This is a genomic window from Azospirillum sp. P4_B5, assembly GCF_056402275.1.
Genome location: NZ_JBFUHT010000004.1, coordinates 165,025 through 185,734 on the forward strand (window position 1 = coordinate 165,025; position 20,710 = coordinate 185,734).

22 protein-coding genes are annotated in these 20,710 nt (G+C 68.8%); 3 read left to right on the forward strand and 19 right to left on the reverse strand.

Features of this window, described 5'->3' with window-relative positions:
- Positions 1-55 precede the first annotated feature (55 nt).
- Complete coding sequence (locus tag AC1DVI_RS04435) at positions 56-1,540, forward strand: tetratricopeptide repeat protein (RefSeq protein ID WP_476956908.1); 1,485 nt, start codon at positions 56-58, stop codon at positions 1,538-1,540.
- Between the two features lie 4 nt (positions 1,541-1,544).
- On the opposite strand, the gene AC1DVI_RS04440 is transcribed toward AC1DVI_RS04435, so the two are convergent.
- From AC1DVI_RS04440 to rpoZ, 10 genes are all read right to left on the reverse strand, one after another.
- On the reverse strand, positions 1,545-2,573 hold the full coding sequence (locus AC1DVI_RS04440) for a YcjF family protein (protein WP_476956909.1): 1,029 nt from the start codon (positions 2,571-2,573) through the stop codon (positions 1,545-1,547).
- Positions 2,570-3,985: a YcjX family GTP-binding protein gene (locus tag AC1DVI_RS04445; RefSeq protein WP_476956910.1), complete on the reverse strand. Its 1,416-nt coding sequence runs from the start codon at positions 3,983-3,985 to the stop codon at positions 2,570-2,572. Before AC1DVI_RS04445 ends, AC1DVI_RS04440 begins: the two co-directional genes overlap by 4 nt.
- 79 nt (positions 3,986-4,064) lie before the next feature.
- On the reverse strand, positions 4,065-5,096 hold the full coding sequence (era, locus tag AC1DVI_RS04450) for a GTPase Era (RefSeq protein WP_476956911.1): 1,032 nt from the start codon (positions 5,094-5,096) through the stop codon (positions 4,065-4,067).
- Complete coding sequence (gene rnc, locus AC1DVI_RS04455) at positions 5,089-5,838, reverse strand: ribonuclease III (RefSeq protein WP_476956912.1); 750 nt, start codon at positions 5,836-5,838, stop codon at positions 5,089-5,091. The genes era and rnc overlap by 8 nt, the downstream gene beginning before the upstream one ends.
- Positions 5,839-5,902: 64 nt before the next feature.
- Entirely contained in the window at positions 5,903-6,673 is a 771-nt protein-coding gene (lepB, locus tag AC1DVI_RS04460; RefSeq protein WP_145623485.1) for a signal peptidase I, read from the reverse strand.
- Complete coding sequence (gene acpS / locus AC1DVI_RS04465) at positions 6,670-7,137, reverse strand: holo-ACP synthase (RefSeq protein WP_476956913.1); 468 nt, start codon at positions 7,135-7,137, stop codon at positions 6,670-6,672. The genes lepB and acpS overlap by 4 nt, the downstream gene beginning before the upstream one ends.
- Positions 7,134-7,883: a pyridoxine 5'-phosphate synthase gene (locus tag AC1DVI_RS04470; RefSeq protein WP_476956914.1), complete on the reverse strand. Its 750-nt coding sequence runs from the start codon at positions 7,881-7,883 to the stop codon at positions 7,134-7,136. Before AC1DVI_RS04470 ends, acpS begins: the two co-directional genes overlap by 4 nt.
- Before the next feature lie 98 nt (positions 7,884-7,981).
- Positions 7,982-8,404: an HIT family protein gene (locus AC1DVI_RS04475; protein ID WP_476956915.1), complete on the reverse strand. Its 423-nt coding sequence runs from the start codon at positions 8,402-8,404 to the stop codon at positions 7,982-7,984.
- A 53-nt stretch (positions 8,405-8,457) separates the two neighbouring features.
- Positions 8,458-10,629 carry a RelA/SpoT family protein gene (locus AC1DVI_RS04480; protein WP_476956916.1) on the reverse strand — a complete coding sequence of 724 codons (2,172 nt, stop codon included), beginning with the start codon at positions 10,627-10,629 and terminating at the stop codon, positions 8,458-8,460.
- 106 nt (positions 10,630-10,735) lie between these two features.
- A complete protein-coding gene (gene rpoZ, locus AC1DVI_RS04485; RefSeq protein ID WP_035679203.1) occupies positions 10,736-11,182 on the reverse strand; it encodes a DNA-directed RNA polymerase subunit omega in 447 nt (148 codons plus the stop codon).
- A gap of 297 nt (positions 11,183-11,479) precedes the next feature.
- Between rpoZ and AC1DVI_RS04490 the strand changes: the two genes are divergently transcribed.
- A complete protein-coding gene (locus tag AC1DVI_RS04490) occupies positions 11,480-12,061 on the forward strand; it encodes a LabA-like NYN domain-containing protein (protein WP_476956917.1) in 582 nt (193 codons plus the stop codon).
- Positions 12,062-12,093: 32 nt separating this feature from the next.
- On the opposite strand, the gene AC1DVI_RS04495 is transcribed toward AC1DVI_RS04490, so the two are convergent.
- Positions 12,094-13,116 (reverse strand): esterase-like activity of phytase family protein, encoded by a 1,023-nt coding sequence (locus AC1DVI_RS04495; protein WP_476956918.1) that lies wholly within the window; start codon positions 13,114-13,116, stop codon positions 12,094-12,096.
- Positions 13,117-13,360: 244 nt separating this feature from the next.
- Between AC1DVI_RS04495 and AC1DVI_RS04500 the strand changes: the two genes are divergently transcribed.
- The gene (locus AC1DVI_RS04500) at positions 13,361-14,053 is read left to right on the forward strand and encodes a sensor histidine kinase (RefSeq protein ID WP_137116284.1); all 693 of its coding nucleotides are present in this window, start codon (positions 13,361-13,363) and stop codon (positions 14,051-14,053) included.
- A 4-nt stretch (positions 14,054-14,057) separates the two neighbouring features.
- On the opposite strand, the gene AC1DVI_RS04505 is transcribed toward AC1DVI_RS04500, so the two are convergent.
- From AC1DVI_RS04505 to AC1DVI_RS04540, 8 genes are all read right to left on the reverse strand, one after another.
- Complete coding sequence (locus AC1DVI_RS04505; RefSeq protein ID WP_476956919.1) at positions 14,058-14,462, reverse strand: NifB/NifX family molybdenum-iron cluster-binding protein; 405 nt, start codon at positions 14,460-14,462, stop codon at positions 14,058-14,060.
- Positions 14,463-14,540: 78 nt separating this feature from the next.
- On the reverse strand, positions 14,541-15,074 hold the full coding sequence (locus AC1DVI_RS04510) for a MarR family transcriptional regulator (RefSeq protein ID WP_476956920.1): 534 nt from the start codon (positions 15,072-15,074) through the stop codon (positions 14,541-14,543).
- A gap of 174 nt (positions 15,075-15,248) precedes the next feature.
- Entirely contained in the window at positions 15,249-16,118 is an 870-nt protein-coding gene (locus AC1DVI_RS04515; protein WP_476956921.1) for a DUF2076 domain-containing protein, read from the reverse strand.
- 92 nt (positions 16,119-16,210) lie between these two features.
- A complete protein-coding gene (lon, locus tag AC1DVI_RS04520; protein WP_476956922.1) occupies positions 16,211-18,640 on the reverse strand; it encodes an endopeptidase La in 2,430 nt (809 codons plus the stop codon).
- Positions 18,641-18,651: 11 nt separating this feature from the next.
- A complete protein-coding gene (locus AC1DVI_RS04525; RefSeq protein WP_476956923.1) occupies positions 18,652-19,059 on the reverse strand; it encodes an Hsp20/alpha crystallin family protein in 408 nt (135 codons plus the stop codon).
- 33 nt (positions 19,060-19,092) lie between these two features.
- Positions 19,093-19,284 carry a DUF2934 domain-containing protein gene (locus AC1DVI_RS04530; protein WP_476956924.1) on the reverse strand — a complete coding sequence of 64 codons (192 nt, stop codon included), beginning with the start codon at positions 19,282-19,284 and terminating at the stop codon, positions 19,093-19,095.
- 167 nt (positions 19,285-19,451) lie between these two features.
- Complete coding sequence (locus AC1DVI_RS04535; RefSeq protein WP_014198724.1) at positions 19,452-19,703, reverse strand: hypothetical protein; 252 nt, start codon at positions 19,701-19,703, stop codon at positions 19,452-19,454.
- Between the two features lie 93 nt (positions 19,704-19,796).
- Positions 19,797-20,624 (reverse strand): universal stress protein, encoded by an 828-nt coding sequence (locus tag AC1DVI_RS04540; protein WP_476956925.1) that lies wholly within the window; start codon positions 20,622-20,624, stop codon positions 19,797-19,799.
- Positions 20,625-20,710: the final 86 nt, after the last annotated feature.

Below are 20,710 nucleotides of genomic sequence, written 5' to 3' on the forward strand. Positions count from 1 at the left end.
CTTCTCACAGCCATGACGCTTGCGGAGGGGCGCCGGTGTGCTTAAGCCTGTATGCATGGCTACGATCGCGGAAGCGCTGACGCTCGCCCTGGACCACCATCTGGCCGGCCGGCTGGCCGAGGCCCAGCAGCTCTACAACCGCATCTTGGATGTGGACCCGGATCAGCCGGACGCCCTGCATTTCCTTGGCGTTCTAGCCGGTCAGGTGGGAGAGCAGGCGCTTGCTCTGCAACTCATCGACCGCGCCATCGCCCAGCGGCCAGAGGCGGCGGACATGCACGCCAACAGCGGCAACATCCGGCGCTCTTCCGGGCAACCGGAGGTCGCGGTGGAGGACTACCGGCGTGCCGTCGCCCTCCAGCCCGATTTCGCGGAAGCCTGGACCGACATGGCGAACGCCCTGCGCAGCCTGGGCCGCTTCGCCGGAGCCATCAGCGCCCTGGAGCGCGCCGTCACGTCCGCCCCCACCCTCGCCATCGCCGTGGAACGCTTGGGCGCGCTGCGACACGAGGAAGGGCGCCTTCTTGTGGAGCAAGGGCGCGGTACCGAATCCCTTCGCCCGCTGGCCCGGGCCGCGGAACTGCTGCCGCTGGACGCCGACGTCGCCTTTCTCTACGGCAACGCCCTGTTCGCCATGGGATTGCGGGAGGATTCCACCCTCGCCTACCGCAACGCCCTGGCCATCACGCCGGACTTCCCCTCCGCCGCCTTCAATCTGGGGGTCGCGCTTGGGGGCGTGGATCGGCTGGAGGACTCCGCCCGCGCGCTGGAGCGGGCCGCCCGCCTGGACCCTCGCCATCTCGACGCCATCGACCGGTTGGTCGTCGCCCTCGCCCTTCTCGGTCGGGAGGACGAGGCCGCCGCTTGGGGTGAACGCGCGCTGGACCTGAAGGACCGGGCGGCCATGGGCACGACTCCTGCTCTGCCGCCGCTGCCCGCTCAGCCGCGCGGGGCGGAGCAGCGGCGGCACAACGTCATCGCCTTCAGCCTGTGGAACGGCCAACCCGTCGGCGCCAACGACCCGCCGGAAATTCTGCGGCGAGCCGTGGCGCTGCATCCAGGCTGGGTCTGCCGGGTTTACCATGACGGCAGTCTTGCCGCGGACCGGTTGGCCGAACTGGCCCGGGCGGGGGCGGACCTCGTGGCGGTGGCCTCCGACGCGCCGACCGGTGCTCCCTATTGGCGTCTGACCGCCGCCGACGATCCCACGACGGCGCGCTTCCTCTGCCGGGATTGGGATGCGCTGCCGTCCGCCGACGGAAAGGCGGCCGTCGATGCCTGGATCGCCTCCGGCCTACCCTTCCACGTCTTGCGTGACGGGGTGCTGCACACGGAGGTGATGTCGGGCGGTCACTGGGGCGGCGTCGCCGGACTGCTGCCCGACCTGCTGCCGCTGGCCGAACGCCACGCCGCCGCCGAGGTGGACCGGGCGCAGGATCACCGGTTCCTGCGCCGGATCGTCTGGCCGATGATCCGCGACCGCGCCCTGATCCACGACCGCGCCCATCCCCGGCACGGCCTGCCCATTCCGAAAACCTGACCGGCTACAACACCTGCTTCGGCAGTGACAGCAGTTCCTTGCGGATCTGCCCCATGCTGGGGCGGTTGTCCGGCCCGAAGGCGATGGGGCGGCACAGATGCATGGCGGTCAGCCCGACCCGCGCGGTCAGCAGCCCGTTGATCACCCCCTGCCCCATGCGGGTGGAGATGGCCGCGGCGATGGAGCCGCCCAGCGCCTCGACGGCGACGTGGTGGGCGCTTTCCGCCACCCCGGCGACGGCGAGGTTGGCGAGCATCCGCCGCAACAGCCGCAGCGACCCGACATAGCCGGGCCGCGCGCCGTAGAGCGCCGCGATCTCCCGCACCAGCTTCAGGTTGCGCCACAGCACCACGGCAAGGTCGACGACCGCCGCCGGGCTGAGCGCCGTCGCCACCGCCGTGTCACGGGAGGCGCGCAGGACGGTCTGGTAGGCGCGGCGGTCCAGCGGTCCCACCACCTCGCGGTCGAGCAGGCGGAGAATCTCCGCATCGTCGTGGGCGTCGGTCACATGGTCGCGCACCCGCTCCAACGAAGGCGCCAGATCGGCACGGCCCTCGTAGAGCCGGGTCAGCGACCCGGCGAAGCGCTCGGCGTGGCCCGGCTCCCCGGCTTGCGTCGCGATCTCCGTGGACAGGCGTCCCGCCTCGCCGCGCAGCTCCTCGATCTTGCGCAGGCGGCGCAGCGCGCGCAACTCGCGCAGCAGCATCGCCACTGCCGCCCCGCCGGCCACCGTCACGGCGGCGGCCACCAGGACGCCCAGCGCGGCGCTGGTGGCGAAGGCTCGATTGAACAGGTCCCAGGTGTCGAAGCCCAGCGCGATCAGCACCAGCGCGGCGACCGAGCCGGCCAACCAGCGGCCGAACCGGCTTCGCGGCCGGTCCTCCGCCAGCAGCGCGGGGAGGCGCTCCGCCGCCGAACCGGCTAGGGGGCCGGCGATGATCGCCTCCTCCTCCGCCGCGGGGACGGCGGCGGCGCGTGCGGGATCCAGTTCCATCGGCGGGACCCAGTGGCGGTCGCGCGTGCGCTCGCTCATTCCAGATAATCCCCCAGCAGGAACTGCATGGCCTGATCCAGCCGGATGTGCGGCAGGCCGCGCGCCTCGTGGGCGAGGTCGGCGGGCGGCTGGAAGGCCATGAAGTTGTAGGGCCGCTCCTGCCCCGGCGGGAAATCGGCGTCCTCGGGGATCTCGCCGGGGAACAACACGGTCGGGCGGTCGCGCCCGAGCGGCACGCCGCGCACGCAGCGCAACTGCCGCCCCTCATGCTCGGTCACCACCGTCTCGGTGGATTTCAGGGCGGCGATGGCCATCGTCTCCACCTGCGCCCCTTCGAAGCGGATGCCGGCGCGGGCGTCGGACACCAGCCGGTCCAGCAGGTGGCGCAGGCTGTTGTGCTGGTGCGAGGCGACATGGTCGGCCTTGGTCGCGGCGAACAGCACGCGGTCGATCTTCCGGCCCAGCAGCCAGTCCAGCCAACTGCTGGACCCGTGGCGGAAGGGCTCCAGACTCAGTTCGAGGGCGCGCTTCATATCCGCCATGCCCGCCGGGCCGGAGTTCAGCGCCCCCAGCACGTCGATCAGAACGATCTGCCGGTCGAGGCGGGCAAAATGCTCGGCGAAGAAGCGGCGAACCACCTTGGACTTGTACGCCTCGTAACGGTCCTCCATCAGCGCCCACAGGCTGCCGCGCGCGCGCGGTCTTTCGCCCGGCAGCGGGCAGAAGGTCAGCAGCGGCGCGTTGGCCATGTCGCCCGGCTCGACGAAGCGCCCCGGCTGGATCAGGCTCAGCAGGTTGTCGGAGCGGCGGCAGGCGTGCAGGTAATCCGTGAACAGCGCCGCGCCGCGCCGCGCCTGCTCCTCCTCCGCCGGAGCCGCCGTGTCGAGGGTGGCGAGCCAGCCGCGCCAGGACACCGAAAGCTCGTCGCGCGGCGCCCGACCGGCCAGTTCCAGGGTGAGCGCGCTCCATTCCGCGAAGGACTGGTGGAGCAGCGGCAGGTCGAGCAGCCATTCGCCGGGATAGTCGACGATGTCCAGATTCAGCGTGGCGACCGGCTGCACCGTGCGCCTCAGCATCGCGTTCGGGCGGTAGCGCATGGACAGGCGGAGCTGGCTGATGCCCCGCGTCTCGGTCGGCCAGTGGGGTGCCGGGCCGGCCAGTTCGGCCAGCCGCTGCTCGACCTCGAAGCGGGGGACCTGGGCGTCGGGCTGCGGACGCAGGCGCGAGGCCTGGAAGCGGCCGGAGGACACGACGTCGAGGAAGGGAAGCCGCCCGGCCTTCAGCAGGTTGTCGACCAGCGAGGTGACGAACACGGTCTTACCAGCCCGCCGCAGCCCGGTGACGCCAAGACGGACGTCCTGCTCCAGGATGCCGCCGGAAACGAGATCGCCGGCCCGCCCCAACAGGCGCGAGCCGGCGTCGTACAGATCGTTGAAAATGGGCACGCGCACGGTCAGCCGGTCCGTGTAGGGGACGATCGCCCCTCTATATGGGGGACCGTCCGCCCACGCCTATACCCAGACCGGCGCTTTACGACGCGCCGAAGTCGAGGTTCCACGCCTCGTAGCGCTCCGGATCGTTCTCCCAGTCCTCGCGCACCTTGACGAACAGCATCAGGTGGACGCGCTGCTCCAGCATCTCCTCCAGCTCGGTGCGGGCGGCCTGCCCCAGCGCCTTGATGCGCGAGCCCTGCTTGCCGAGCACGATGGCCTTCTGGCTGTCGCGCTGGACATACACGACCTGGGAGATCTTGACCGACCCGTTCTCGAACTCCTCCCACTGCTCGGTCTCGACCGTCGCCGAATAGGGGAGTTCCTGGTGAAGCTGCTGGAACAGCTTCTCGCGGGTGATCTCCGCCGCCAGGAGGCGCATCGGCATGTCGGAGATCTGGTCCTCCGGGTAGTGCCAGGGGCCTTCCGGCATGCGGGCGGCCAGGAAGCCGCGCAAATGCTCCACCCCGTCGCCCGTCGAGGCGGACAGCATGAAGATGTCGGTGAAGATGCCTTCCTGGTTGAAGCTGTCGGCGAGGCCCAGCAGCTTCTCGCGCGGCACGAGGTCGATCTTGTTCAGGATCAGGATGGCCTTGCGCCCCTGCTCCTTCAGCCGGGCGATGATGCCCTGCGTGTCCTGGTCGATGCCGCGGCGCGACACGTCGAACAGCAGTCCGACGAGATCGGCGTCCTCCGCCCCCTGCCAGGCCGCCGCCACCATGGCCCGGTCCAGACGGCGCTTCGGCTTGAAGATGCCGGGCGTGTCCACGAAGATGATCTGGCTGTCGCCGGCAATGGTGATGCCGAGCACGCGCGTGCGGGTGGTCTGCACCTTGGAGCTGACGATCGACACCTTGGAGCCGACCATGGCGTTCAGCAGGGTCGACTTGCCGGCGTTCGGCGCGCCGACCAGGGCAACGAAGCCGCAGCGCGGATTCTCCGGCACATAGGCAGCCTCTTCGGCGCCCTCTTCCGAGCCGCCCTCTTCAAGATCAGCGTCCACGCTCTCGCTCACGCCCTCGTCCTTATCGTCGAAATCGTCGTCTTCAAACTTGTCGCGGCCGTCAGTCATCGACCTGCACTCCCAATTGGCGCAGCAAGGCGCTGGCCGCTTTCCGTTCGGCGACCCGCTTGGACGGGCCGGTGGCCGTCACCGGCTCCATACCCTTCAGCCGGACCGCGATGCGGAACATCGGCTCGTGCGCCGGGCCGCTCTGCTCGATCAGTTCATAGGTGGGAAGGGGCCGCCCGTTGCCTTGCGCCCATTCCTGCAACGCCGTCTTGGAGTCCAGCGGCGGCGGCTCCGCGCGGTCGATCTGCCCGGCCCAGGCGGAGCGGATGAAGTCCCGCGCCTTGTCCATGCCGCCGTCCAGATAGAGCGCCCCGATCACCGCCTCGCAGGCGTCGGCCAGGATGGTGTTGTTGCTGCGCCCGCCGCCCTGCGCCTCCGACGGGGACAGGCGCAGGTAGCGCCCCAGCCGCAGCGCGTCGGCGACGCGGCTCAGCGCCTCCCGCCGGACCAGCGAGACATGCCGCTTGGCGAGCGCGCCCTCGCGTTCGTTGGGGAAGCGTTCGAGAAGCCATTCGGCGATGACGAGGCCGAGCACCCGGTCGCCCAGGAACTCCAGCCGCTCATAGGCCAGTCCGGGTCCCTGCTCGGGCCGGCCGCCGCGGACGTTGCGTTCCAGCCCCATCAGGCTGGGATGGGTGACCGCGTCGGCCAGCCGTTGCGGGTCGGCGAAACGGTGGCCGATGGCCGCGGCCAGCTCCGCAAGGTCGGCGGAATCGGCGCTCACGTCCGCGTCGGACGCCATGGGGGTCCCCCGTTCTTCAGGGCTCACAATAATACGGTCTCCACGCCCCGGTGCTGTGCGGGGCTCACTTCACGGCGTTGAACAGGCGGCTGAACCGCAGGTCCGCCGGCCAGCGCCACACTTCGAAGAAGCGCGTCCCGTCCTCCAACGAGAAGAACAGGAATTCGGCGCGCCCGACCAGATTCTCCATCGGGACATACCCCACCTGCGACGGGACGCGGCTGTCCAGCGAGTTGTCGCGGTTGTCGCCCATCATGAACAGGTGGTTCGCCGGCACCTTGAAGGCCGGGGTGTTGTCGAGCGGACCATTGTCCGATTCCTCGATGATGCGGTGGCTGCGCCCGCCCGGCAGAGTCTCGACAAACTGCGCGATGCGGACCTCACGGCCCAGCGCGTCGCGGGACACATAGTCCTCAATCCGCTCGCGCTTCACCGGCTGGCCGTTGATGTGCAGAACGCCGCCGGTCACCTGGACGGTGTCGCCCGGCAGACCGATGACGCGCTTGATGTAGTCGGTCTTGTTGTCGCGCGGCAGCTTGAACACGGCGACGTCGCCGCGCTCCGGCGCGTGACCCATGATGCGGCCTTCGAACAGCGGCAGCCCGAAGCCGACCGTGTATTTGCTGTATCCGTAGGAGAACTTGGACACGAACAGGTAGTCGCCGATCAGCAGCGTCGGGATCATCGACCCGGACGGGATGTTGAAGGGCTCGAAGGCGAAGGTCCGCACGCCGAAGGCGATGATGACCGCGTAGAAGACCGTCTTCACCGTCTCGGCAAAGCCGCCTGTCTCTTTGGATTTGCCGGTCAAGGCGGTCTCTCTGTTCATGGTCATGCGGGGGGTGCCGTGGAGGTGGTGATGGAGGTTGTGGCGGACGTGTCGGCCGGTTCGGCGCTGATGATGACGAAGGCCTCCGCCATCGGGTACTCGTCGGTCAGCGTCACGTGAATGCGCGCCTGCATGCCCGGCGGGATGATCGCCTGCAGCCGCTCCAGCGCCCCGCCGGTCAGGCGCATGGTCGGCTGGCCAGAAGGCAGGTTCACCACCCCCATGTCGCGCCAGAACACGCCGTCGCGGAACCCGGTGCCCAGCGCCTTGGAGCAGGCCTCCTTGGCGGCGAAGCGCTTGGCGTAGGTCGCGGCCCGCGCGCTGTGCTTGCCGGCGGCTCCGGCGCGGCGCTCGGACTTGGCGCGCTCCACGTCAGTGAAGATGCGGGCGATGAAGCGGTCCCCGAATCGGTCCAGCGACTGCTCGATCCGGCGGATGTCGATCAGGTCGTTGCCGATGCCGAGGATCATGAGAGGCCTCCAGCCGCGCGGGCGTCCTTCATGACGGCGCGCATGCGCTGGAGCGTGTTGCCCAGCCCGACGAAGATCGCCTCGCCGATCAGGAAATGGCCGATGTTCAGTTCCACGATGGTCGGGATGGCGGCGATCGCCCCGACCGTTTCGTAACTCAGCCCGTGGCCGGCGTGGCATTCCAGGCCGATGGCCTCGGCGTGGGCCGCCGCCCGGACGATGCGCTCCAGCTCCGCCGCGCGCTCCGCCCCGGCGGGCGCGTCGCAATAGGCGCCGGTGTGCAGCTCCACCACGGGCGCGCCCAGCGCCTTCGCCGCGTCGAGCTGCGCCGGTTCCGGGTCGATGAACAGCGAGACGCGGATGCCCGCGGCGCCGAGATCGCCGACGGTGCGCTTCAGGGTCTCCAATTGCCCGGCGACGTCCAGCCCGCCTTCGGTGGTGACCTCCGTGCGCTTCTCCGGGACGAGGCAGCAGGCGTGCGGCCGGTGGCGCAGCGCGATGCCGAGCATCTCGTCGGTCGCCGCCATCTCCAGGTTCAGCGGCAGCCGGATCTCCGCCATCAGCCGCTCGATGTCGGAATCGATGATGTGGCGGCGGTCTTCGCGCAGGTGGGCGGTGATGCCGTCGGCCCCGGCCTCCGCGGCGAGCTTTGCCGCGCGCACGGGATCGGGGTAACGCCCGCCCCGCGCGTTGCGGACGGTCGCCACATGGTCGATGTTCACGCCGAGGCGCAAAGGGCGGGGCATAGGCTCGAAACTCCGGTGTCACACCGGCCCCGCATCCTGCATCCGGCGGGCACCGGTTCTCCTGCTATATAGCGGTGGCGTCGCGTCGCGTCACGCCGTCATTCGACGACGTGATGGGCGGCGATCCGCGCGGCGAGCGCCTTCAGTTCTTCGATGGGCGGGTCGTGGCGGGGCCAGACCAGATCGGCGCGGTCGTTCTCATAGCGCGGCACCACATGCACGTGGATGTGCGGCACCGTCTGCCAACCCGCCGGCCTGTTGGTCTGGAGAAGCGTGATCCCCTCGGGTGAAAAGGCCGCCTGGACGGCGCGGGCGACCTTGTGAACGGTGCGGAACAGGGCCGCCGCCTCGTCCTCCGTCACGTCCAGGATGGTCGGGGCCGGGCGCTTCAGCGCGACCAGCACATGGCCGGGATTGACCTGCCCGGCGTCCATGAAAGCGAAGGTCTCCGCATCCTCATACACCACGGCGCAGGGCAGATCCCCGGCGATCAGGCGGCTGAAGATGGTCGGGCTGGACATGCTTCTCTCGCTTCCGATGGGTGCTCTTGGTGGGCACTACCGCGCGGGCACCCTCACCGCCCCCGCGCCCGCTCAACCGCGTTGATGGCGGGGGTGGCGCGCAGGGCCGCCATGATGTTGGTCAGATGCTTGGCGTCCTTCACGTCGATGTCGATCAGCAGCTCGAAGAAGTCGGTGTTGCGGCTGGTGATCTTCAGGTTCGTGATGTTGCCGCCGTTCTTGCCGATGACCGTGGACAGCGTGCCGAGCGAGCCCGGCTCGTTGTTGACCACCAGCGAGATGCGCCCGACATGCTCCTCGGGGCTGTCCGGTCCGATGTCCCAGGCGACGTCGATCCAGCGCTCCGGCGACTCGTGGAAGCTCTCCAGCGTCTCGCAGTCGATGGTGTGGATGGTCACGCCCTTGCCGGTGGTCACGATGCCGACGATGCGGTCGCCCGGCAGCGGGTGGCAGCAGCGGGCGTAATGGACGGCCATGCCGGGAATCAGACCGCGGATCGGCAGCGGCGCGTTGTTGCCCTTCGCCTTCGGCTTGGGCTTCGGCACCGTGATGGAGTTCTTGTCGTCGCCTTCCTTGGTCGTCGCCACATGCGGCTTGTGGCCGGGGAAGACGGCGTGGAAGACCTCGCGGCCCGAATGCAGGCCGGACCCGACGCTGGCCAGCAGGTCGTCGGCGCTCGGCTGCTGGAAGATCTTGACGACACCTTCCAGCGCCTTCTCCGAGAACTCGTAGCCTTCCGACTTGAACTGGCGCTGCAGGATGGCGCGGCCCAGCTCGATGTACTGGGTGCGCTGCTGGGTGCGCAGGAACTTGCGGATGCGCGCCCGCGCCTTGCCGGTGACGACGAAACGCTCCCAGCCCGGAACCGGGGTCTGGGCCTTGGAGGTTATGATGTCGACCTGATCGCCGTTCTGCAGCTGCGTGCGCAGCGGCAGCATCCGCCCGTTGATCTTGGCGCCGACGCAGTGGTCGCCGACCTCGGAATGGACGGCGTAGGCGAAGTCCACCGGGGTCGCCCCGCGCGGCAGCGCGATCAGGTCGCCCTTCGGTGTGAAGCAGAAGACCTGGTCCTGGAACAACTCCAGCTTGGTGTGCTCCAGAAACTCCTCGGGCTTCTGGGCGTGCTCCAGGATGTCGAGAAGCTCGCGCAGCCAGCGGTACTCGCGCCCCTGCTGGGTGCGTTGCTCTCCCTGCTTGTAGGCCCAGTGGGCGGCGACGCCGAGCTCGCAGATCTCGTGCATGTCGCTGGTGCGGATCTGCACCTCGATCCGGTTGCGCTCCGGACCGATCACCCCGGTGTGGAGCGAGCGGTAACCGTTGGGCTTGGGCGTCGAGATGTAATCCTTGAAGCGCCCCGGAACGACCGGGTAATGGGCGTGGATGACGCCCAGCGCCTGATAGCATTCCGGCACCGTGTCCACCATGATCCGGAAGGCCATGATGTCCGACAGCTGCTCGAAGCTGACATTCTTGCGCTGCAGCTTGCGCCAGATCGAATAGGCGGTCTTCTCGCGCCCGGTGACCCCGGCGTTTGGCAGCCCCTCCTCCGCCAGCGTGCCGCGGAGTTCCTGGATGATCCGCTGGACGCGGTTCTCGCCCTCGGTGCGCAGGCGGGAGAGCTGGGCCAGGATGCTGTCGCGGGCGTCCGGATTCAGCTCCGCGAAGGAGAGATCCTCCAGCTCGTCCTTGACCTGATGCATGCCGATGCGTTCGGCGAGCGGCGCGTAGATCTCGATCGTTTCGCGGGCGATGCGCTTGCGCTTGTCCGGGTTCTTCAGGTGGAACAGCGTGCGCATGTTGTGCAGCCGGTCGGCCAGCTTGACCAGGAGGACGCGGATGTCCTCCGACATGGCCAGCACCAGCTTGCGGAAATTCTCGGCCTGCTTGGCCTGCTCGCTGTGCAGTTCCAGGCGCGACAGCTTGGTCACGCCGTCGACCAGACGGGCGATCTCCTTGCCGAAGTGCTTCTCGATGTCCTCCAGCGTGGCGACCGTGTCTTCGACCGTGTCGTGCAGCAGCGCCGTCGCGATGGTCCCGGCGTCCAGCTTGAGCTGGGTCAGGATGCCGGCGACCTCAAGCGGATGGAGGAAATAGGGATCGCCCGAGGCGCGGGTCTGCGATCCGTGCGCCTTCATGGAGAAGACGTAGGCGCGGTTGAGCAACTCCTCGTCCGCCGAGGGGTCGTACGCCTTGACGCGTTCGACAAGCTCATATTGCCGGATCATGCCACCCGACCCGGCGCAGCGTGCGCCATGAAGTTTCGCAAATGTCTTGGTTCTTGGACGGAAAGGGGGGCCACCGCCCCCCAAGGCCGGTCGCTATCGGTCAGCGTCAGAGATCCCCGTCCGCATCGCGGCCGACGACATCGTCCTCGGTCTCGCCAAAGGCCGCCGCCGGATCGCTTTCCATATCGGACAGCAGGTCGTCGCCTTCGCCAACCTCCTCCGCCTCGCTCATCCCGTCCTCGTCCTCCAGCGACGTATCGCCGCGGGCGGCCCAGTCGTGCTCGCCGGCCATCAACTCGACGATTTCCTCTTCCGGCTCGTCCGGCTCGACGTGCTTCTGGTGGCCCTTGATCAGGGCGTTCTTCAGATGCTCAAGCATCACCGTCTCATCGGCGATCTCACGCAGGGCAACGACCGGGTTCTTGTCGTTGTCGCGGTCGATCGACAGCGGAGCACCGGACGCGATCTCACGCGCGCGCTGGGCCGCCATCATGACCAGTTCAAACCGGTTCGGAACCTTGAGGACGCAATCTTCGACGGTAACGCGGGCCATACCAAACCAACTCCGGGATCTGCGAAGGCATCCGAATATATTGATGCGTTCGCGCCTGCGCAAGCGCTTCGAGCCTTGTCGGGTCCGCCCGCCGTACCCCGCCCGCGGCGCGCCCGCGCCCGCGCTCCCCCTTGCTCGCGCGAAGACGACCGCCTACTTTACTTATCTGGTGAATCGCAATTTCGCGTATGCCTGACATATAATTCAATCCATCGTGGAAGGATTACGGAATTGGATCGGAATACGACTTTGCCGAAGGATGTTACGAAGCTCTTTTATAAGGAAGAGCGTCTGGCGATGTTCATCGACGGCGCCAATTTGTACGCTGCCGCCCGGTCCCTGGGCTTCGATATCGACTATAAGCGTCTTCGCGACGGCTTCGCCTCCGAAGGGCGACTGGTGCGCGCCTTCTATTACACCGCGTTGGTGGAGGATCAGGAATATTCGCCGATCCGCCCGCTGGTCGACTGGCTAGACTACAACGGCTACACCATGGTGACCAAGCCGACCAAGGAGTTCACCGACGCCTCCGGTCGGCGCAAGATCAAGGGCAACATGGACATAGAGCTGGCCATCGACGTGATGGAGATGGCCGAGCGGGTCGACCATATCCTGCTCTTCTCCGGCGACGGCGATTTCCGCAGGCTGGTCGAGGCGGTGCAGCGCAAGGGCGTGCGGGTCAGCGTCATCAGCACCGTGCGCTCCCAGCCGCCGATGGTCGCCGACGAACTGCGCCGTCAGGCCGACAATTTCATCGAACTTCAGGACCTCGCCCCAAGCATCGCCCGTGTCCATCATCACCGCGAGCCGATGGGAAATCCGGGCACTCCGGGCGCTCCGGACATGCCCAGCCAGGGCGGCCCCTACGCCAACTTCTGAGCGACGCCGCTCACCGCGGAGGCGCTTTCCGATCAGCGCCTCGCGACGGTGGCTTTCAGAGCGCCGACCGGAAGCTGGAACATCATCAGATAAGTCCGCTGGAGCGGACTGCGGTTGTCATCGGAAACGATGTAGATGAGCAGGTCGCCATCCGCACCGGTCCGCACCGCCAGCCCTTCGAAATTGTCGGTCAGCAGCGGCGGCTCCAGCCGCCCCAGTTCCGCCCCATCCATCGTGGCGCCGCCGCGCAGCGAGTCCGCCGGCACATGCACGATGCGCGCCGCCCAGCCGCCCAGCAGGGACACCCGCCGCTCCAGCACCAGCACCCCGCCGTCCGGCAATGGCGCCGCGGCCGTGGGGCGGAAGCGCGGCGCAGCGCGGTAGGTCAGCGGCTGCCAGTCGCCGCGCGCCTTCGGATCGGCGGGAGCGATCCAGGCGTGGCGTTCGCGGACGCCGTCGTCGTCGCCTTCCTCGATGGCCAGGATGCGGCCGTCCGGCAGCGCAGCCAGCGCCTCGACCCCGCCGTTCGCGGGAGCGTTTTCCAGCCCGGGCGGCACCGGAATCTTCCGCGGCGTTCCCTCTGGCCGGTCGGCGCCACCGTAGCGCAGGATGCGGTGGTTGCGCTCGAACGGCACCAGCCAGCCGCCGTCCGGAAGGCGGACAAGATCTTCCGAGTCATTGAGCCGGCCGCGGTAGTTCGGGCCCTTGTCGATGATCAGGGGGCGGACATCATAGCGTCCGGCACCGGCCAGACCTCCCTCGGCGTCGTAGGTCAGCCGCCCCGTAACGCTCTTCCCATTGTCGGAGATCGCGACGAAACGGTCGCCCGAGTCGCTGACCCAGAGGCCGGACAAGCCCCCCACGCCCGCCCCATCGGGCAGACGGAGGGCGCCGCGGAATTGCAGAGCACCGAGTTCCGCAAGATCCGGGCGGTCCGGGTCCAGTGCGATCGGAACGGAGGATGCGGATGGCCCGCCGTTTCCGGCCACCGCAACGCAGCCGCCGGCCACAGCCAGCAGGGCGCAGAAGGGAATTACCAGAGTTCTCAAACGCATGGCGGCACTCATGCCACGACGGGACGACCGGGGAAACGCTTTTTCCGGCTTGCCCCGCCTGCCCGCGATTCCGACCCTTCGTCCGCCAGACTCATAAGCCCTGCCCCTCCGTCCGATCGTGAACGAACGAATTGGATATGCGCAGAGGGGTACTTCCTCAGAACCAATTCGGGAGTGGGTTCAAGCGCATAAATTGTTCTGTACCTAAGTAAAACGTTGCCCAGCCTCAGCCGAGAATTGCGTGATGCCCAATCCCCTCCGGTTCCAGCCGGTCGCCCTGCCTGCTGATCGCCCCGCCACCGGTTCGGGAGCGCCGGAGGACCCAATCGCGGAACGCATCCGGGAGCTGGAGGCCGAACTGCGCGAGCTTCAGCACCGGGCCAAGAACAGCCTTCAGCTGGTCATCAGCCTGCTGAAGCTGCAGACGGGCCGCATCCGCGACCCGGACGCCCGCGCCGCCTATGAGCAGACGCTGGTCCGCATCGAAGCGCTGGCGATCCTCTACCGCCAGCTCCACGAGTCGGGGACCGGCACCCATGTGAATCTGGGCCGCTACATCGAATCGCTCGCCGACGCGGTGAAGCATGGGACCCCCGGCGGGCTCGCCAACGTACCCATCGAGGTGAAGAGCGATCCCATCCAGATCGGCCTGTACGAGGCCATGCCGCTGGGCCTGATCACCGCTGAACTGATCACCAACAGCCTGCACCACGCCTTTCCGGAGCAGGGCTGGATTCGCGTCTCGGTGACGCAGGAGAACAATGGTCGCGCCCGCCTGATCGTCGAGGACAACGGGCGCGCCCTGCCCGCCGGCTTCGACACGACGGCGGAGGACGGGCTGATGCTGGCCGAAGCGCTGGCCGCCCAGCTCGGCGACACGCTGAACACGGAAAGCGACGCCGCCGGCACCACCGCCAGCGTGTCCTTCCCTGTGTGACGAATCAGGCCGGCGCCTTGTGACACTCTTGCGGGGCGTCCTTGGGGCCGTGATCGTGATGTTCGTGGGGATGCTCGGGCGGCGGGGCCGTCTTGACGGTCCCGGCGAACCAGTCGCGGATCGCCTGCACCGGGTCGGTCTCCAACGTGGTCACCGGCTCGATGCCGCGGCGCTTCATGTGGTTGATGAAGCCCTCGCCGGAGGAGCCGGTGATGACCACCCGCACCGCGTCGATCGGGTGCGGGCGCCCGTCGCCGGCAAGGTGGAGCACCTCGTCCTCGGCAAGCTCGATCCGCCCGACCTCGGTGGGATCGCCGCCCGCTTCGGCCTCGAAGACCAGGAAACGGCGGGTGCGGCCGCCATGGGTGGCGATGCTGCGGTAATCCTGCGTGCCGACGGCGAACTTCATCCCACTTCCCCCATAAGGCCCAGCGGCCTTACCGTGGCACGGCCTACCGCCGCGCACACTGAGGAAGGTCAATGCGCGTTAGAGGATTTCCGTTTCGTCGGAGCGGATGACGTCCGTCCATTTGCGCTCGAGACGGCGCAGCGTGCGGTAGGTGACCTCGAAATCCTGGCTGTCGCCATCGCTGCGGATCAGGCCGTCGGAATGGACCGACGCCATGTGGCGCAGCCGCTCGCACAGTTCCAGGCCCCTGGTCGACAGCTTCAGCCGGGCGGCCCGCTTGTCGCGCGGCGAGGCGGAGCGGTCCACATAGCCGCTGTCCACCAGCTGCTTCAGGTTGTAGGAGGCGTTGGAGCCGAGGTAGTAGCCGCGCTCGATCAGGTCGCGCACGCTGATCTCTCCGTTGGAGATGTTCAGCAGCATCATGACCTGCACCGGGCTGATGTCGTCGATGCCGATGCGGGACAGCTCGATTCGCAGAACGTCGAGGAACCGGCGGTGCATCCGTTCGATGATCCGCGCCACCTCATGGTACATCTGGGTGGCGGAGGCCTTGCGCTCAGCGTCGTTGCGCTCGGCGTCTTCGGTCGGCTGGGGCTGAACGAGCGTCGTCATGGGCCTCGGGTCTGCGTGAGGATCGGGGGAAATGGCCTTCCTTGCCCAACGCACCGTAGGGACCTAACTGTTTAATTTATATTAACTGTGATGGCGACGTGAAGGCGCACCGGCCCTTTCCCAAAGGTTGGCGCGCCTTTGCCAAAGATTGGATAAGGCAAGGGCTGGATAAGGTCAGATCCAGCTGTCGTCTCCACCGCCATCGCCGCCGCCGTCGTCGAACGAGGAATCGTCGGTTTGATAGTCGACGTTCTGGAGGTTGTTGTCCTCCGGCGGGAAGCCCTGGTCCGCGCCCCCCTGGTCCGCGCCCTGGTCGGCGGAGTCGCCGTAGTAATTGTTGATGACCGTCTCGCCATGGCTGGCCGTCTGGCCCGCAGCCGCGGCGGCCTCGCCGAACGGTCCTGGCGAATGGCTGAGCATCGAGGAGATGGCGCTGGCCGCCAGCATGCCGCCGGCCACACCGGCCGCAGTCTGGGCGGCACCGCTCAGGAACCCGCCGCCGCGCGGCGCGTAGCCCTGCGGGCCGAAGCCGGGCTGCGGTGCGTAACCGGGCTGGGGCGGATAGGCGGGCTGACCGTAACCGGGTTGCCCGCCGCCTTGCGGAGCGGCCCCCCACGGGCTGCGCGACGGCGCCCCGGGCGACTGCATTGGCGGCTGCATGGGGTTGTAGGCCGGCCCCTGGGGAGCCTGGGGAACCGGAGCGGGCCGCTGTTCCGCCGGACGGTTGCCCCCGCCGGCCCACGGGCTGCGCCCCAGCCCGAGCGCGTTGGACAGGAAGCTGCCGCCGGACGGCTGCGGCTGGGTCTGCTGGGCGCGGGACTGCGCCTCCCTCACCTGCCGCTCCAGATCGTCGATGCGCTGCTGGGCGGCGGTCAGCGCCTGCTGCTGCACCAGGACCGACTGCGCCATGTAGTAGGCGGCGGCGGGCTGGCCCTGGATCATCTGCTGGATGAAGCGTTCCGCCTCCGGATCGCGGGGCTGGGTCTCCACCTCGCGCAGGTGCGTGAACAGATCGGAAAGGAGGGTGCGTTCCTCGGGCGTCATGATCGTCTCCTGTGCGCGCTCCACGCGGGCGCGCCTTTCATGTGGCGCACCGCACCCCCGGTGCGCAAGGGTCCTAGCCCCGGCGGAGAACGCTACCCGGCCTTGCGCTCCGCCGCCTCCGCGGAGGGCTCCGACACCAGGGCGGCGCGGACGGCGTCGTCGACCCGTTCCAGCCAGACGAAGCTCAGCCGCTCGCGCACCGCCGCGGGAATGTCGTCGAAATCCTTGCGGTTGCGGGCGGGCAGCATCACCGTCTTCAGCCCGGCGCGCTGGGCCGCCACCACCTTCTCGCGGATGCCGCCGACCGGCAGCACCAGCCCGCGCAGGCTGATCTCCCCGGTCATCGCCGTGTCGGAACGGATGCAGCGCCCCGACAGCAGCGACACCAGGGCCGTGAAGATCGCCACCCCGGCGGACGGCCCGTCCTTCGGAATGGCCCCCGCCGGGACGTGGATGTGGATGTCGAAGCGATCCAGCCCCTCCGGGTCGAGGCCGAGGTCCTTCACCCGCGACTTGACGAGGCTGAGGGCGGCCTGCGCGCTCTCCTTCATCACCTCGCCCAGCTGACCCGTCAGGATCAGCCGGCCAGAGCCAGGGAAACGGCTGGCCTCGATGAACAGGATGTCGCCGCCGACCGGCGTCCAGGCAAGGCCGGTCGCCACGCCGGGCACGCTGGTGCGCATCGCCACGTCGTTCTCGAAGCGCGGCGGCCCCAGGATCGCCGTCAGGTCCCCCGGCTCCACCCGCATCCGCTCGACCTCGCCCTCGGCGATGCGCACGGCGGCGTAGCGTCCGACCGCGCCGATCAGCCGTTCCAGTTGGCGGTTCCCGGCCTCCCGCGTGTGGTCGCGGATGATCGCCCGCAGCGTGTCATCGAGGATCTCCAGCTGCTCCGCCGTCAGCCCGTTGGCGGCGAGCTGGCGGGCCAGCAGGTAGCGCTTGGCGATCTCCAGCTTCTCGTCCTCGGTGTAGCCGGACAGCTCGATCACCTCCATGCGGTCGCGCAGCGGACCGGGGATGGTGTCCAGCATGTTGGCGGTGGCGATGAACATCACCTTCGACAGGTCGAAGGGCACGCCCAGGTAATGGTCGCGGAAGGTCGCGTTCTGCTCCGGGTCCAGCACCTCCAGCAGGGCGGCCGACGGGTCGCCGTGAAAGCCCTGCCCCAGCTTGTCCATCTCGTCCAGCATCAGCACGCAGTCGCGCGTTCCGGCCTTGCGGATGGCCTGGACGATGGTGCCGGGAAGCGCGCCGACATAGGTGCGGCGGTGGCCGCGGATCTCGCTCTCGTCATGGACGCCGCCCAGCGAGACGCGGGCGAAGGCCCGCCCGGTCGCCCGCGCGATGCTCTGGCCGAGCGAGGTCTTGCCCACCCCCGGCGGGCCGACGAAGCACAGAATGGGGCTGCGCCCTTCCGGGTTCAGCTTGCGCACCGCCAGGAATTCCAGGATGCGGCGCTTGACCTTCTCCAGCCCGTAATGGTCCTCGTCGAGGATGCGGCGGGCCTCGGCGATGTCGATGCGGGATTCCGACCGGCGGTCCCACGGCATCTCGATCAGCCAGTCCAGGTAGCTGCGCACCATCGAGTATTCCGCCGCCGCCTCCGGCATGCGCTCCAGCCGGCGCAGTTCCTTCTCGGCGTGCTCGCGGACGTCGGGCGGCATGCCGGCCTTGGCGATGGCGTCCTGAAGCTCGCCGATCTCGGCCTGACGCCCCTCGTCGGCCTCTCCCAGCTCCTTCTGGATGGCGCGCAGCTGCTCGCGCAGCAGGTATTCGCGCTGCCGCTCGTCCATCGCCTCGCGGGTGCGCTCGCGGAGGTCGCGGGACAGCCGCAGCACCTCGATCCGCCGGGCCAGCAGGCCGCCGACCTTGTCGAGCCGCTCCGGCAGGTCGAACGTCTCCAGCACCTCCTGCTTCTCGGCGGGCTTCAGGTCCATGTAGCTGGCGGTCATGTCGGCCAGCTCGCCGGGGCTTTCGATGGCCTGGACTGCGGCCAGAAGCTCCTGCGGGGCCTGGGGCAGCAGTTGCAGCGCCTCCACCGCCTCGTTGCGCAGGTTCAGGAAGCGGGCCATGACCTCCGGCGTGGCGGTGTCGGATTCCTCCACCATCTCGACGCGGGCGGCCATGAAGGGATGGCCCGGCACCCATTCGACGATGCGGAAGCGCTGCTGCCCCTGGCACACCAGATGGTGCGAGCCGTCCGGCGTGGTGACGTAGCGCAGGATGCTGGCGGTCGTGCCGACGCGGTGCATGTCGGCGCCGGTCGGATCCTCCACCGCCTCGTCGCGCTGGAGCAGGATGCCGACCGGCCGCTCGGTGCGGGCCGCCTCCTGCGCGGCGGCGACCGAGCGCGCCCGCCCGACCGTCACCGGCAGAACCACCCCCGGAAACTGCACGAGATTCCGCACCGGGATGACCGGGATCACATCCTCCGGCAGCCCAGAGGCGGGCGATGAGGCGGGTGGCGTCTGGGGGGTCGGCGTCGCTTCGGCAGCATGCTCGCCAATCGGTGAGTCAGTCATTCGAACGTCCTTCATCCCGTCTTGTCGAGCGTCAGCACGAGGCAGCCCGCCGACAGCTCGCGCCGTCCCATGCGGAAGGCCCCGGCGGGCAGTTCGATCCGCCGCTCGAAGCGGCCATGGGGAATCTCAAGCCGGTGAATGATCCCGTCGCAGCCCAGCGGCAGGGTGCGCTCGCCGGCAACCACCAGAACGCCGTCCTCGACGGCGACGTGAAGTTGGTCCGCACCGACGCCGGGAAGGGCGACGACGATGGTCACCGCGTCCTCCGTCTCGTAGACGTCGATGGGCGGGGTCCAGCAGGCGCGGCGCGGACCCGGCGGGGCCGGGCGGAAGAACTGGCGGTGCAGCCGCTCGGCACGGTCCAGCAGCTCGACGGCCTCCGACCACATGAAGGATGCGGGATCACGGCGGGGCGGCATGGCGTCTCCTTGGAGGAAAGGGTGTGATGGACGTCAGATGCCCGCGCCGGTATCCGCGGAGGCGCGGGCGGGATCGCGCGGTTCGGAATCCTTCTCCTTCGCCCGCTCGTCCTCTTCCTGGAGTTCGCGGCAGGCCCGCTCCCAATGCTCGGCGCGACGGCCTTCGGGGCGCCCCTCCTGCTCCCAGATCTCGTAGGCACGGTGGCGGATGCGGTGTTCGTCCATCGTGGCGTTTCCCTCCTTCCCGCCCCGGCCGCAGGCATGGCCTGTCCGGCCGCAACAGCCGGGGCTTTTTCGTCCATTGAGCAACGGTGGGGAGTCGCAGGCGTTCCGCCGACCATGCGGACATCAGACGGAAGAAAGGCCCAATGGCCCCAATCGTGGTCTGGGCTTCAGAGCCGGTCCGGCCCGTCCGTGGGATCGGGGCGGCCCGCCGCCTCGTCGTGGCCGCTGCGGTTGCTGAGAAAGACCAAGGCCATCAGCCCGATGGCGACGGCGCTGGTCAGCACGGCGCCGCCGACCAGGGCGAGCAGGCCCGGCAGACTGAGTCCGAACAGGTCGAAGCCCGTCGCCGCCCATGCGGCGAACAGCGCCGCCAGGACGATGACGGGACAGGCGATCAGGAAGACGCGGAGCCAGGACATGCACGCTCTCCAGCCGGTACCGGGTCAGCCTCTACATGGCCGCCCGGCACGGCGGAGGAAAGCCCGCCGCCTGTTTCCGTCAACTCGTCGACGTCAGTGGGACAGCAGCAGCGGCACCGGGCAGGTGCGCAGGACATGGCGCGTCCCGCCGCCGCGGTGCAGGAAGGGGAAGCCGTAATGGCCGTGCGCGCCCATCACCAAGAGATCGGCCCCGGAATCGATGCTGCGGGCCAGAAGCGCGTCCATGGCGCCGATGTCGGTCACGGTGAAATGCGTCTGGTCGGCCGTCACGCCGTGCAGCGCCAGATGGTCGAGCAGGCCGATGCGCTGCGGCTCCGTCCCGGCCGGCGGGGCGGCCTGGGTCAGAACGGTGATGACGGTGACTTCTTCGGCGGCCTGGAGGAAGGGCATGGCGTCGGCCAGGGCGCGGGCGGCCTCGCGCTCGGCGTTCCAGGCGACGGCGACGCGCTTGCCGATCACCGGGAAGGTACCGGCGAAGGGCAGCACCAGCACCGGGCGGCCCGAGTTCAGCACCACCTGCTCGTTCAGCTCCTCCGGCGCCACGCCGTCGGCGGGGGCGCTGCGGTCGAACTGGCCAAGCACCGTCAGGTCGGCGAAGCGCGACCAGATGATGACCTCGCGGATGACGTGGTTGTGCTCGCCATGGGTCAGGCCGTGCCATTGCCCCTGCAGGCCCGACGCCTGGAGCTTGTCGCGGAACATCGCCTCGCTGCGGGCGGCGGCCTGCTCCAGATGATCGCTGGAGCGGCGGGCGATGATGCTGGTGGCGCTGCGGTCCGGTTGGGCGAACAGGCCGCGCAGGAAGGCGCCGCTGGTCTTCGCCAGCGCAATGGCCGCGTCGAGGCGGGTTTCCACCTGCGGGCCGGAATCGAGATGCACGAGGATGTGCTTATAGGCCATGAAAATCCTCCCTTTATTCTTTCGGGCGGGCGTGCCCGGGGGCGACGCGCCGGCACCGATTGTTCCTCTTGCGGCGCCGCAACGCC

Excerpts from the sequence above, each read along its gene's own strand:
- rnc (WP_476956912.1), bottom strand. The coding sequence starts at position 5,838 with ATGGCGTCCGACGCGGACGTGAGCGCCGATTCCGCCGACCTTGCGGAG.
- AC1DVI_RS04530 (WP_476956924.1), bottom strand. The coding sequence starts at position 19,284 with ATGGACGAACACCGCATCCGCCACCGTGCCTACGAGATCTGGGAGCAG.
- lon (WP_476956922.1), bottom strand. The coding sequence starts at position 18,640 with ATGACTGACTCACCGATTGGCGAGCATGCTGCCGAAGCGACGCCGACC.
- AC1DVI_RS04440 (WP_476956909.1), bottom strand. The coding sequence starts at position 2,573 with ATGAGCGAGCGCACGCGCGACCGCCACTGGGTCCCGCCGATGGAACTG.
- AC1DVI_RS04500 (WP_137116284.1), top strand. The coding sequence starts at position 13,361 with ATGCCCAATCCCCTCCGGTTCCAGCCGGTCGCCCTGCCTGCTGATCGC.
- AC1DVI_RS04540 (WP_476956925.1), bottom strand. The coding sequence starts at position 20,624 with ATGGCCTATAAGCACATCCTCGTGCATCTCGATTCCGGCCCGCAGGTG.
- AC1DVI_RS04525 (WP_476956923.1), bottom strand. The coding sequence starts at position 19,059 with ATGCCGCCCCGCCGTGATCCCGCATCCTTCATGTGGTCGGAGGCCGTC.
- acpS (WP_476956913.1), bottom strand. The coding sequence starts at position 7,137 with ATGATCCTCGGCATCGGCAACGACCTGATCGACATCCGCCGGATCGAG.
- AC1DVI_RS04490 (WP_476956917.1), top strand. The coding sequence starts at position 11,480 with ATGTTCATCGACGGCGCCAATTTGTACGCTGCCGCCCGGTCCCTGGGC.
- AC1DVI_RS04515 (WP_476956921.1), bottom strand. The coding sequence starts at position 16,118 with ATGACGCCCGAGGAACGCACCCTCCTTTCCGATCTGTTCACGCACCTG.
- rpoZ (WP_035679203.1), bottom strand. The coding sequence starts at position 11,182 with ATGGCCCGCGTTACCGTCGAAGATTGCGTCCTCAAGGTTCCGAACCGG.
- AC1DVI_RS04505 (WP_476956919.1), bottom strand. The coding sequence starts at position 14,462 with ATGAAGTTCGCCGTCGGCACGCAGGATTACCGCAGCATCGCCACCCAT.
- AC1DVI_RS04435 (WP_476956908.1), top strand. The coding sequence starts at position 56 with ATGGCTACGATCGCGGAAGCGCTGACGCTCGCCCTGGACCACCATCTG.
- lepB (WP_145623485.1), bottom strand. The coding sequence starts at position 6,673 with ATGACCATGAACAGAGAGACCGCCTTGACCGGCAAATCCAAAGAGACA.
- AC1DVI_RS04470 (WP_476956914.1), bottom strand. The coding sequence starts at position 7,883 with ATGCCCCGCCCTTTGCGCCTCGGCGTGAACATCGACCATGTGGCGACC.
- AC1DVI_RS04475 (WP_476956915.1), bottom strand. The coding sequence starts at position 8,404 with ATGTCCAGCCCGACCATCTTCAGCCGCCTGATCGCCGGGGATCTGCCC.
- era (WP_476956911.1), bottom strand. The coding sequence starts at position 5,096 with ATGACTGACGGCCGCGACAAGTTTGAAGACGACGATTTCGACGATAAG.
- AC1DVI_RS04495 (WP_476956918.1), bottom strand. The coding sequence starts at position 13,116 with ATGCGTTTGAGAACTCTGGTAATTCCCTTCTGCGCCCTGCTGGCTGTG.
- AC1DVI_RS04480 (WP_476956916.1), bottom strand. The coding sequence starts at position 10,629 with ATGATCCGGCAATATGAGCTTGTCGAACGCGTCAAGGCGTACGACCCC.
- AC1DVI_RS04510 (WP_476956920.1), bottom strand. The coding sequence starts at position 15,074 with ATGACGACGCTCGTTCAGCCCCAGCCGACCGAAGACGCCGAGCGCAAC.
- AC1DVI_RS04535 (WP_014198724.1), bottom strand. The coding sequence starts at position 19,703 with ATGTCCTGGCTCCGCGTCTTCCTGATCGCCTGTCCCGTCATCGTCCTG.